At 45.5% G+C, this 12,869-nt stretch carries 10 protein-coding genes; 3 read left to right on the plus strand and 7 right to left on the minus strand.

Annotated features, from left to right (window positions below; translation table 11 throughout):
- Both L0156_16305 and L0156_16310 read left to right on the plus strand, forming a co-directional pair.
- A partial coding sequence (locus L0156_16305; GenBank protein ID MCI0604550.1) for a DUF2442 domain-containing protein occupies positions 1 to 184 on the plus strand: 184 nt, incomplete at its 5' end.
- 283 nt (positions 185 to 467) lie between these two features.
- Positions 468 to 1,796 carry a hypothetical protein gene (locus L0156_16310; GenBank protein ID MCI0604551.1) on the plus strand — a complete coding sequence of 443 codons (1,329 nt, stop codon included), beginning with the start codon at positions 468 to 470 and terminating at the stop codon, positions 1,794 to 1,796.
- Here L0156_16310 and L0156_16315 read toward each other — a convergent pair.
- The 5 genes from L0156_16315 to L0156_16335 all read right to left on the minus strand — a co-directional run bounded on the left by L0156_16315 (position 1,702) and on the right by L0156_16335 (position 7,893).
- Positions 1,702 to 3,417 carry a hypothetical protein gene (locus tag L0156_16315; protein ID MCI0604552.1) on the minus strand — a complete coding sequence of 572 codons (1,716 nt, stop codon included), beginning with the start codon at positions 3,415 to 3,417 and terminating at the stop codon, positions 1,702 to 1,704. The two genes, L0156_16310 and L0156_16315, sit on opposite strands and share 95 nt — an antisense overlap.
- Entirely contained in the window at positions 3,414 to 3,914 is a 501-nt protein-coding gene (locus L0156_16320) for an SPFH domain-containing protein (GenBank protein ID MCI0604553.1), read from the minus strand. The genes L0156_16315 and L0156_16320 overlap by 4 nt, the downstream gene beginning before the upstream one ends.
- 2 nt (positions 3,915 to 3,916) lie before the next feature.
- Positions 3,917 to 5,587: a glycosyltransferase family 39 protein gene (locus L0156_16325; protein MCI0604554.1), complete on the minus strand. Its 1,671-nt coding sequence runs from the start codon at positions 5,585 to 5,587 to the stop codon at positions 3,917 to 3,919.
- A gap of 50 nt (positions 5,588 to 5,637) precedes the next feature.
- Positions 5,638 to 6,372: a glycosyltransferase family 2 protein gene (locus L0156_16330; GenBank protein ID MCI0604555.1), complete on the minus strand. Its 735-nt coding sequence runs from the start codon at positions 6,370 to 6,372 to the stop codon at positions 5,638 to 5,640.
- 81 nt (positions 6,373 to 6,453) lie between these two features.
- Positions 6,454 to 7,893 carry a hypothetical protein gene (locus L0156_16335; GenBank protein ID MCI0604556.1) on the minus strand — a complete coding sequence of 480 codons (1,440 nt, stop codon included), beginning with the start codon at positions 7,891 to 7,893 and terminating at the stop codon, positions 6,454 to 6,456.
- Positions 7,894 to 7,991: 98 nt separating this feature from the next.
- Between L0156_16335 and L0156_16340 the strand changes: the two genes are divergently transcribed.
- Entirely contained in the window at positions 7,992 to 10,847 is a 2,856-nt protein-coding gene (locus L0156_16340; protein MCI0604557.1) for a glycosyltransferase, read from the plus strand.
- A 34-nt stretch (positions 10,848 to 10,881) separates the two neighbouring features.
- Here L0156_16340 and L0156_16345 read toward each other — a convergent pair whose 3' ends face one another.
- Entirely contained in the window at positions 10,882 to 11,820 is a 939-nt protein-coding gene (locus tag L0156_16345; protein MCI0604558.1) for a glycosyltransferase, read from the minus strand.
- Positions 11,821 to 11,829: 9 nt separating this feature from the next.
- Positions 11,830 to 12,855, minus strand: a complete 1,026-nt coding sequence (locus L0156_16350; GenBank protein ID MCI0604559.1) for a class I SAM-dependent methyltransferase — start codon at positions 12,853 to 12,855, stop codon at positions 11,830 to 11,832.
- Positions 12,856 to 12,869: the final 14 nt, after the last annotated feature.

Consider the following 12,869-nt stretch of genomic DNA (forward strand, 5'->3'; position numbering starts at 1 on the left):
TGGTACCGAAGGTGAAGTAGACCTGAAAAACGAATTAACTGGTGAAGTCTTTGAACCGCTCAGGGATCCATCCTATTTTGCGAGTTTCCAACTGCATCCCGAACTGCATACCTTATCATGGCCAAATGGAGCCGATTTTGTGCCGGAATTCCTGCTAAAGTTAATCCAGGTTAGGACTTCTTAAGTTCCACACCATCCATTTCTTCTTGACAACTACCAAAAACTTGTTGCATAAATTCAACGGTTCTAGAAGGCGGGGGAAAACTTTCTAGTAGCTGTATAGTTGGGTAGGATTGGCTTCACACCAGATGCTACAAAAGCGAAGGAACCTGTTACTCTTCCTTTGAGATTTTTTTTCCCGTTACGACAGTACCGTTGAGCTATTTTACCAATCCTTGTTTTCACGAAATCCCCGGGGCTATCCGCGTACAATCATATCTATAGTATACTTTTCAGGAAGGTTGAGGTTGCAGGGGGACATTCTTCCGAAAAAAGATGGGCGAATCGTTATTCTAATTGCCCTGATTTTCTATTTCCTCTCCATCTATATCGCAGGGTTCTTTATCAATCACGCTGAATTCTGGGAGAAGTATCTCAAGGTTTCCACTTCGAAACCTGCGTTTCTTGATACGCACCATTTAACTTCCGCACTGGAGTGCACACGAAAAGGCTATGACGTATTGATCACCAATCCGTGTGAGCCGAACAAATTGCCGATGGATTACCCCCGAATCTGGCTGCATCTTGCTAAGTTGGGAATTGATCAGAGTCACAGTACTTATATCGGAATTGCCAGTGGACTGATCTTCTTTCTTTGCGTATTTCTTGTCACCGGGCCGATTTCGTTTGGGGAAGGGTTTCTTTACAGTGCGATTCTTTGCTCACCATCGATCATGCTCGGAATCGAAACAGGAAACACTGATCTGATAATGTTTTCGATTTTGTCACTTGGGATTCTTCACTTGAGTAAGAACCGAAAGTACAGGTTTGTGCCGTACTTGTTGTTTTTAGCTGCCGGATTCCTGAAACTTTTTCCGATAGCGGCAATGATTGCATGTTTTAAAGAACCAAAGAGGCGCGCTATAGGGATCTTTGCAGTTCTCTTTTCTATCTTTGCAATTTATCTCTATCAGATCTATCCCGATATTCGGCTGATGCAGCAGAACGCAGTAAAACTAACTTACTTATCCTATGGTGCTCAGGTAATCTTCACAATGTTGGATGATATTTCGATCCAATCAGGTTACGGCTGGCTGAATCGATACTTAACGCTTTTTTCTTCCCTCACTCTGATTTCAATTGTTGTTTTCGCTCTCGTGTTAGCCCGACGAAAAACTCCTGATGGCCTCCGTATGAACTTTCTTGATAGTTTCCGGATAGGAGCGAGTATATACATCATTAGCTTTCTATTATGGAATAATTGGGATTACCGGTTGATGTTCTTGATTTTTACGGTTCCACAAATGCTGGAATGGATCCGTCAACGGAAAGCATTATCAATGATTTCCAGTTTTTCATTAGCAGTAATTGTCACCACACTTTGGATTAGCAGCAAGTCCCCGTTGGGGTGGTATTTTCCAACAGTCAACCATTTTTTATTTGATGAAATCCTAAACTTATATCTGTTCGGCTTCTTTTCTTATGCAATTTTTTTGACGTTGCCGGAATGGATAAAAAGACCTCAATTTCTTGTGCGCCGATCTACGGCGCAGGAATTTGGTATAGCAAGAAATTATGATTTTGAGCAACAACCGGTAGAGCTAACTTCCAATCGGGATACGTCAGCACCTGTGTAGGTCCAAACTTCGCTGCCAGCTGTTGCCAATTCTTTCTGTCACGCTTTTCCCATAATGTCCGATGCGCGTTGACCCGAATTCTCGCTGTGCGCTTTGCCTCCGGCGGCGGGTCAGAAAAACTCACGCCATAAACCTCCTTTAGAATGCGGGTCATTTCCGGTCCAGACTCATAGGTATATGGCAAGATATCCAGCTGACCGCCGTCCAAAACGACTGGACGTCTGGTTCGTAGTTGAATGAGATGAAGATCTGACGCAGTAAGAAGAAGATCGTTCCCCCTTGAAGCCTGCATAAGGACCTGATCATCAACAAGAGCGAAATTGTTCCATTCTTCAGGCTCCTGCCGGAAAAGGTCAGGCTTCGAAATCAGGTTTATTGTCATTATCAAAAGTATGAGCAGCGCAATTGTTCTAATCGCAGTAGCTGCCCTGGTAGTTCTTTCGAAAGACACAAATGGCAAGATACATACCCCGAAAGCAAAGGCGAGTAACACATGCAACGGTAAGCCTGATAATATCCATCCCACAGCGGCAACTGCTGCGAGAAGGCCCGCTCCCAACAGCGATTTCTTCATTTGAGCACTCAATCCGATTAATAATGCTGAGATTGCAAGCACATTTAGTTCCAGAATTCTCGCGGGCATCATGATAATTAGGAAAGCTGGCAACTTCTCGGGTGGTATCCGGGATACAAAAGCGAAAAAACCGCCTAAAACCGCGGCAACGGCCAGCGCGAGAAGCGGAAAATGTCGGGCACTACCTCGCTGATCTGGATGCTTCTGTATCCAGATTAGCGTCACACCAAACGTAACAAAATTCAGCAATAATCCTGGATTACTCAGAGCTATTGGAATTCGGTGGCTGTCCCAATTTCGCACAAAAATGTGAATATACCGGGAACCTTCTTTCATGGAAAGATATGGTTGGTCATAGGACCATAAAAACTGAACGGCAAGACTTGCTACGGTGATAGACAACCCAATGAAGAAATACTTTTTCGCAGCGACCAATTGCTCACGTACAGGAGGACCACTGAGAAGAGCACATAGAATGATCACCGCCCAGGAAAGAGCACCGAGTGCAAGATGAACAGAAGGAAGAAGACCAAGCAGGAACATTGAATGTTTGAATTTGCCTGAACCAATAAACGCGATGATCAGCAGAACGAGAGCAAGGCCAATCATTCCGTGCGTGTTCGAGGTTCCCATAAGAACTACGGGATAAATAGCGCAGTATTTTGTCGCATGCGTGAACACAATCATGAAGGGAGACGCCAGTGACAGAAGAAGGTCGTTGCAGAGCGCCCAGACCGTCAGCGAAAGAGCTTGAAAGGAAAGCATTCCCATAATCCCGGAGAACAGGAATGAAAGAGTCCGTTCTGACACGCCAATTAGCAAGAAAGGTACACAAATTTGATGTAAAAGGGACCAGAGCTTTGTATGATGCATGTAGAATGGATTGTGTTTCGGATATTCCACCACACCGGCGAGAACTTGAGCGCTTTCCACAGCAAGCTGCCAGGTTCCATGCTGGAGACTTCCGATAAGGAATCCAGTGGATCCGCTGATCAACAACACCAGAGCAACCGGATTTCGAACGGTTACCTTCTGAATTAAATTCATTCGGGACGACTGCGTGGCGATAGATTTGAAATTGAGAGCCCGGTGATTTGAACTCCAAGGACATTGGCAGCCGCATCGATCTCTCTGCGAATCGACTGAATCCATTTAGGAAATGATGAATCAAGATGATCAAAATCGAGCTCTTCCAACCGCTCTTTCATCAGTAGTTGAAGCTGCGAGATTAAATGCACTCTCCAGTCTCTAGCTCCAATCAAAGCAAGTCGTGGATTCTTCACCTCAGCATCTAAGGACGCTTGTAGCTGAATCGGAATTTCATCTCGCGTAATCGCCGACTGAATCGGCAGTGACAATGACAAAGGTTCAATGGATACTCGACGAATTCGGTCAACAAATGGCAGAATTGCGATCAGCCCGGGTCCTACTACTCTCTTGGTAGATTTGCCAAGGCGCAAAATCAACCCGCGTTCGGTTGGCCTCACGACTCGAAATGTTCTTAGAAGAAGAATGACAAACAATGCCAGAAGTATCCAATGCATTTTTAGCGCAACCGATCGACTCGATAAATGGTGAACCGTTCCATGGGAGCTTGCGAAAAACCGAAAGGTAGAAACCCGAATCCATGGGCATAAAAACCTGTCCTTGCCTCGACGTTCATCAACCTCACAGGGAATTTGTTTGATATTTCAATCGTTCTCACAAGTGAACAGCGTTCACGCAACGAAGACGAGAAATTGTGAAGCCCCGCGATTTCAGCCTTCACGATCAGATTTTCTCTGGTTGGTGAATCATCGGTTGACAACAGATATCGACATCCGTTTCGATTCATGTAGTAGCGGAAGCCCCAATCTCCGACAAACCAGATCTTTGCTCCCGGATACAAGCTCTTTATCTCGTGCGCGAAACTCTTGTATGCGAGAGCATGCTGATAATCTGCAATGGTTAGTAGGATGGACAAGCTTAAAGTAAGTGAAACCACAGCGGTCGCAGCCACTTTGTTCACTAACTTATTTCCCGATATCAAGACAAAGATAAGAGGCAGAAGCGCAGGAAGCATATACCTACCCGTTCCGAAAGGAAGCATGAGAATGGACGTTATTATTGCACCGAATAACCAAACTAGTAAGAAGGATTTGTCATGGGACTCATTTTCTCGGGGAAAGGTTAAGAATAAAAAAGATGAACCGATGCTGAAGAAAAGAAATAGCAGTCCCGTTTGCCAAGAGGAATATTCACTCAAAATCGAGAGATCGAATGGGCGAAGGATCAGGACCACAATCGATAAGGTAACCCCCGCTATGAACCAAATAACTACTCTCTTCCTATTTGGTAAACCGAAGAGCAAATAGAAAAAAGCAAAAACACCGCCGCCGCCGATTGCAGCCAATCCGGAAACCAATTTTTGAAGCAAAATCGCAGGCGCGAAGCTCAAGTCTTTGTAAAAATGAGCATAGTGCTTGCTGCTGGCAAGCAAATGGAGGGTTCCGTGATGGAGCCAGTTCTCTAGCAACCACAAGCCTACTATCAGAGTCGTTGGTCCGAGCAACCACAAGAGCTGTGTGAGACTCTTCCTTTGAAAAAGAATGTAACTAAGATAAAGCAGGATAAGCCCTACGGCGACGTACCTTGTTAGGATCGCCAAGCCCGTGAAAATGCCAGCAAGTATTAACCAGAGAATCCTTCGACGATCAATGCCATAAATAAAAAAGGAAAATCCCGTGAGTCCCAGTCCAAGCATCGGAATATCGGTCATCACGCTGGTTGCATTTACAAGAAATAAAGGTGATGTTACAAACAAAAGCGTGGAGGCAAAAGGATAATCCGTAAATCGTTTGGCCAGGCAATAAGTCGAGAGGACGCAAAGTAAAGGGAAAATCATGAAGGTAAGATGGAGTGAGCTCTCTTGAAATCCGCCGGAAAGCCTGACGGCAGCCGCCTGAACATAACCAACCAGAGGCGGGTGTGACATAGCCTCAAAGGTATTGGGAGTTTTTCCAACGTTTCTAAAAACGCGGAAATCATCATTCACTAAAGTGGTGGCGCCATGAAATGGATCCATGGGACGCTTCAGGATGTTTTCAGCTATTTCCAGGAAATACACATCATCGATGTGAAACGGTTTGTTACGAAAAAGCACAAGGAAGATGGTGATTAGCAATAAAGCAATAAGCAGTAGCTTTCTATCGGAGTCTCTTCTGAGGTTTTCTTGCACGGTCAATTTCCGTGGTGGCTCAAGTCCATCTTGTGGATTGTCTGATGGAATTATCTCCGATGGCTTTTCCTTATCATGAGCTCCCACCAAAGTCTCGTCAGATGCACCATAATCCGAAGTATTCGTCTGAAATTAAAAAATTGTGATTTTCCATACGCACGAAAGAAGTGGTGGACAGGAACCTCCACAACATGAAATCCCGCGTCTTGAAATTTCTTAATCATTTCCACGCAGATGACGCCATCCTGGGACTTCAATTGCACACGGTCAAACATTTCGCGTCGCATCAGACGGAAATCGCAATCGACATCCCTTAAGTTCAAACGAAAGAAAATACTGGCAATCCAGTGGTAAATCCGCCCTATGATTTTCCGGTGCAAAGGATCACTTCTGGAAATCTTGTATCCGTTAACCCAATCGACACCTTCCTTTAAGTTGGCAAATAACAATGAAAGTTCCCGGACGTCATATTGAGCATCTCCATCCGTATAAAAGATCGTTTCCTTCGTGCAATTTGAAAACCCAGTAATCAATGTGGCGCCATAGCCCCGGTTCTGATCATGGTGAATGATTTTTACAGAGGGATGATTTCTTTGCAGCTCCTTCAATACCGCGGCAGTATAATCCGTACTGCCGTCATTTACTACTACAACTTCATATTCGTCCGTAAGCTCTCGCACGGTCGCTAGAGCGATCAAAACCATACTTCCGATGGTCCCTCCATCGTTATATGCCGGGAAAAAAACCGAGATACTTGGCTTACGGGTAACATGAATACCGTCCAAATTCGGTCCAATATTAATCCACATTATACTTTGTTGACTGCGACATCCGTTCGTAGAAACAAGTTGGAGAACTATGGAAGATCATCGGATATTTAACTCATTTTTAGAAGGAATTCGTTTGTAAATGATCAACGGGCGGGTTCCTGACTGTTCTATTTTGGCAATACTCTGATAGCTTTCGATAAACCATCTTTCTAACAACATTGCCTCAAACGGACCACGGAACCGATCCGTGTGGAGAATGAAGTCAGGCCTATATTTCCGATAAGCCCATCCAAAATCCCCTTTGATCAGATGCGGCGGGATGGCAGGATCCAAAAGGCCAAGAGGATCCACGATCCTGCGATGCGAATAGTATCCCAACAAACCGATCTCCAAATACCCGATTGAAGCATTCTCAAGTGTATTCATTCGAAACCATTTCCCTGCTTTCTCGTACATGACTTCGGTCGCGTCTTCGGTTGAACTTTGCAATGACTCTTGAAGTTTCGAATATACCGGTGAGAACCACAGAAGCACTAACACCACTCCTGCCGCGAAGCGAAGACCTGAAGTCATGCGACCCAAAGCATTCTGAAAAATATATGTCATACCGGCTGCAATGCAGGAAACAAAGATGATGTTTGCTAACACAATTGGGACCAGATACCAATGGTAAAAAGGAACACCCAAACACAAATAGCCTAACAAGAAACAATAGATCCAGGATAGGATGGGGAGCCAGAAGCGAAAGCGCCAAAACATGAATGCCCCACCTGCTGTCAGATATACGACGAAACGTCCACCAGGAGGTAAGTCCGGCAAAATGATTGTTCGGCCGAAAACTGTAAAATCCTTCAACCAGAACAAAGCTTCCGAAGGTAATCTTGCCCAAAGTCCGCTCCTACCTTGAGCGAGTTTGGCCGCCAGTGTTGCCGGAAATAAAGCCTTGTAATAGACCAAAGCTGCGACTAGAAACGGAGCAGTCACGCATAACATTAACACAAACTCGCGCAGCGGAAATCTGCGCTTTGTAATCACGAAATGGACACTAAGAACCGCTGCAGCCAATATAGAATCCGGCCTTGCCAAAATGGCGAGCGACAGCAGGAAAGAGGACAGCAATGTGTGCCGGAGACTATAGCTCACAAAGGCCCATAAGATCAAAGCGGTCACAAATGGCATTTCTCCGCCAAAGCTTAGCGTCAAAAAAGGATTGCAGACGTACAAGAGTCCCGCAAAAAAGCCACACAATGGCTCGCGATGCGAGCTTCCGTATTGGAATAAAGCAAGTCCCGCTGCAAGATGTGAGAGGCTTGAAACAACTCCGGCACACAAAGGTATGGAATCCGGACCAAAGATCATCCCCAAGACGCCAAGAAGCAATCCGAACAATGGCGCGGTTATTCCCAGTACGTGTTCATCCTCGTTATAGACAAAGCCTTTATCTGTTGCGAAATTGTACGCGTAGCGAAAAGTAATGAAGGCATCATCGTAGTTGTTGTCAAGATTCGCCAGCCCAACCAGTATTCCGGTAACCATGATGCACGATATTGCTCCGCATCGTAATAGGAAGGAGTGCATCATCAGCCGCATTATCGAGGAAAATAGAAATCTGTCCAACTCACCGTGCTAAAATTATGAAAGTTTCCATGAATGAGGCCACGTCGAACATCGTTTTTGATCAATTCCAGCGCTACAAACTTTTGGGCAAGATCATCGATCTGCTGACTAACGGCAAACTCTCAAATATCTTGGAAGTAGGGGCCGCTTTCAGCCCTTTGCGACAACTTCTCCCAGGTTATCCCATCATTAACTTGGACGTAGTTACAGCAGATCATATTACCGTACGTGGATCGGGACTGCACCTGCCGTTTCCAGATCAATCGTTTGAAATTGTGGCAAGCATCGACGTGTTGGAGCACCTTCCAGAACGGGAAAGGGCTCCTTTCATACAACAGCTCCAGAGAGTTTCACGAAATGCTGTAATTTTAGCCTTTCCAATGAAAACTGCCCTCACAAACCAGGCCGATCAAACTTTTTCGCAAGCGATTCAAAAGCTCACCGGAAATACATCTTCTTACGTAGCTGAACATATTGAGCATCAACTTCCGGATCGACAAGAAATTTTTGACTCGCTGAAAACGTTTTTTCCGGAGATCTATGAATACCAAAACGCAAACGTTCATTCCTGGCTACTCCTTCAGCTTTCAAACTTTCTGATGTTGCAGTTTTCAGAAATCGACGTCGCTCGTGGGCTTTTCAATCAAATCTTCAATGAGTATTTCGAATCTCTAAGTCACGAATCCCCTGCTTACCGTGTCTTCTTCGTGTGCTTAAAGAGTCCTCCATCCTCGGAAATGCGCCAACAACTTGAGAAATTAAGAATGCCGGATCTGGCACAACAGGCGGACAGTTTCGTCGTGAAGGCACTGGCGCTGACGACTGCAATATGGGATGCGATTGAAGAGAAGGATAGAAAAATCGCATCGCTGGATCAACAGAACAACCATCTTCTAATAAAGTTGAAGGGTCTGCAAGATCGGCTGCGTGAAGAGCAAAAGACAAGTAGCGATTATCGACAAAGTGTCCTGGCCCTTCAGGATAGAAATCAGAATTTGCAGGAATATCTGGACCTTTTCTTAAAGCATCCAGCTTATAGAATTTACAAATTGGGAAAGCGGATATTGTATGGTTCCTCGAAATCCTTAAAAACTCCGCTCTTTAACGATATCGAGTACGAGATTTTTCAGAAGAGCTTTGAGCCTGATAATGAGGAACTAAACCGACAATCCCAAGAATGGCTCCAATGGCATAATCCGCCGGTTTTAAATCTCGTAACTGCTGTGTATTCACCGCCACTTTCGATCTTTCAGGAAACTGTCCGGTCGGTTCTAAATCAAACGTACGGCAACTGGTTCTGGAATATCGTTGATGCCAGCGAAACGGACGCTATCTGGACCTATCTGAAAGAAGAATCCAAAAATGACAATCGTATTCGAATACACAGATTAAATGGGAACCAAGGAATTTCCGGCAACACGAATGTTGCCTTGGAACAAGCTTCCGGAGAATTCATTGTTATGCTGGACCACGATGACACGTTGGCAAAACATGCATTATATGAAGTAGCGAATGTAATTCACAAGAATCCCGAAATTGACTTCCTGTACTCTGATGCTGATAAGTTGGACGTACATGGGCAGCGTTGCCAACCACTGTTCAAGCCAGATTGGTCTCCGGAAATGATGTTGTGCTGCAATCTCATGAACCAGCTTTCTGTTTTTCGACGAACGCTCCTGAACGAAGTCGGCTATTTGAAAGAGGAAATGGATGGAGCCCAGGATTGGGATCTTTACCTCCGAATCATAGAAAAGACCTCAAAGGTTTTTCATATTCCACAAGTTCTTTATCACTGGAGGATGACACCTCACTCCACAGCAGTCAATGTTAACAACAAACCCTATGCAAAAAAATCTCAAATTGCTGCGATAACAAACCACCTGAGGCGGCGTGGTCTACAGAACCCAGCGGTAAAGTTCGATCCAACTCACAATGTTTTTCAGAACCATCCGTTATCGACATGGACATCGAAACAAAAGAAGGTCTCCATCATCGTTCCTTCCAAAGATCAACTGTATTTCATAAAAAGATGTCTCGAAAGCCTTATGAATTTAACCGAATACCGGGATTATGAGATTGTTATCGTAGATACTGGAAGTTTGAACAAAGAGACATGGATCTACTACGAAATCCTTTTGAAATCTCATCGGGTTCGAGTTATTAAGTTGGAGACGCCCTTCAATTTCAGTAAGGCGTGTAACCTTGGCGCCAGAAATGTCAATGGAGACTTTTTACTTTTTCTGAATAACGATACCGAAGTCATCCATTCGGACTGGCTATCATCCATGGTTCAATGGTTTGAAATCCCGGAAATTGCAATCGTGGGCCCGAAGCTAATCTATCCGGACGGCAAGGTTCAACACGCCGGAGTTATTGTAGGTCTGGGAGGGATGGCGGCTAACCTTTTCCGGCAATCAAAAGATAGCATTAGTACATTGTTTGGATCTGATTCCTGGTACCGTAATTTGTCTGCGGTTACTGGAGCATGTTTATTGATCAGACGCGACATATTTGAAAAAGTGAATGGATTCGATGAAATGTTTCAGTTCAATTACAGTGATGTTGATCTCTGTCTTAGGGTCAGAGAGGCAGGATACAGGGTCCTTTTTACGCCGCATGCGCGGATGATACACCATGAAGGTGTAACCACGCAAAAGGTTACACCTAAAGATGATTTTCTTCTTGCAAATACAAAGTGGCTACGATATTTAACTTCCGGGGATCCATATTACAATCCTAATTTGAGTTACAGAGACAGAGTTCCCACGTTCAAGAAATCTGAACTCGACCTCTGTTCTTCTGCGAACGAGCTCCTTGTGAATGCCCTGCCTGATAAACAGCATATTATTCTTACAGAAGACGCTCCGCTTTAAGCAAATCCTGAGGGGCCGACTTAGAAAACTTTCGTCATACCTCCGGACGAGAATGAACCGCTTGAAGTTGCTGATTCGGTTGAACTTTATTCCAACCTTTGTGAAAACCGTAATGAATGACCGCTCGATGCAGCGGTGATAGAGAAAGCCATTTGCACTTGCTCCAAAAACTTATATTCGAACGAAGACAAAACTTAACATCCAGATAAACATGACCGAGCCATGCGCCCGTTTCTAATGCGATAGAGCGTTTGCCCAGGCGGGACTGCAGGAAGCTGGAAAAAGCGGAACCCATCTCGCGCTGTCGCTTAAATTTCTGCGCGATCGTGTGCGAATGCGAGTGAAGCACAACCGAATCCGGCTCGTAAACGATTGTGTAGCCTTGCTCAAGCATTCTTTTGGCCCACTCCTGGTCCTCTACAATGGATAAACGCTCGTCAAACGGATGTTTTAATAGAATCTGCAGATCGTATGCGCTGCTTGAATTGGAGAATTTGATCGAGTGCCAGATGTTTTTGCGATCGAAAGGAGTTTCCGGCGCGATGTTTTTGATGGCCCGGCTTGACGGAAAATCCAGACCAATGTCATTTTTCTCCAATGGATCGGCATCAGGTCTTGCAACCTGTCTGCTGAAAACACCTGCAACATCTGGATACTCCTGAAAAGGCCGCAACAGGCATTCCAGCCAGCAGTTATCCGCAGGCGTGGCGTCTTGAGTCAGAAACACCAGATAACGCGTGGAGGACATTCTCGCTGCAAGATTTCGCGTTCCCGAATGGCTGAATTCGCTCTGCGAAATCTGTTTTACAGGAATTCCATTTGTTTCAAGAACTTTCAACGTGGAGTCGATGGAACCAGAATCGATTGCCAGAATCTCTTTCGGGGGAAGCTTCTGGCGGCGAAGCATCTCCAGCACCTGCGCCAGAAACTTTTCGCCATTGCAGGTAAGCAAGACGATAGTTGCGTCAAACATCAGGAACCATTATTTCCGGATGATGTACCAGTTATTCTGGATGTCGTGAGCCAGTTGATGCGTTTCAACAGAACGGAAGCCGGCGCGCGTGACGTACTCGCGCGTTTTTTCCTCACCCCACATCGCGCCAAGACCTTCGCCGCCCTGAGCAAGCGAAACAGTCATGCAATGCAAACAGGATACGGTATACAAAAAGGTTCCGATCGGGTGTCCTATATTTTTGTGAATTTCGCTGGACGCCCGAATGTCTTGCATCACATAAGTGCCATCCGGTTTAAGTGTTCTGTGGATTCCTTTCAAAACATTGAACGGGCGCGATTGATCATGCACCGCATCGAACGTGGTAACCACATCGTAGGATTCCGGTTCCGCCGTTTGATCAAAATCGCTGAGATCGCGCGCGATGAACTCCGTGTTTTTCAAACCTGCGTTCTCAGCTTCTTCACGCGCGTACGTTGTTGCTTCTACAGAAAGATCCATTCCCGTAAATTGGCTGGATGGAAAAAGTGCGGCAAGGCGGTTAATGACTTTTCCACGCCCGCAACCGACATCCAAAAATCGCACTCCTGCGAGAAGTCTGTCACGCAATCCGGGAACCAGGGGCAAAATATGCGACTCCAGAGAAGAAAGAACCGATTGCCCGCTATCTTCAGCCATCACCGAGTGGAATCGAGGATATTTCTCGTACGGCACGCCACCACCATTCTTAAAACATTCCAAAATGTCATCTTCAACGTTTCCCAGTAAAGGAATGTATTGCGCGAAAACTGCAAGATTATCGGCTCCCGCAGCGGGAGTCAGGAAAGCGCTGTGCTCAGGCGGCAGTTGAAATGTTTTTGTTTCCGGATCCGCTTCGATAATTCCACCGGTAACCATCGCACCGAGCCACTCTCGAACGTAACGCTCGTTCAAGCCCGATTGCGCGGCGATTTCCTGGGATGTCCCACCACCACTTTTACTCATCCCCTCAAAGAGACCGGTTCGATGGCCGATGGAAACCATTAAACACAGCGCGGCATCATTTAAAACTGACATGAATCGTTCCGCAA

It is taken from the genome of bacterium (assembly GCA_022616075.1).
Taxonomy (GTDB): Bacteria; Acidobacteriota; HRBIN11; order JAKEFK01; family JAKEFK01; genus JAKEFK01.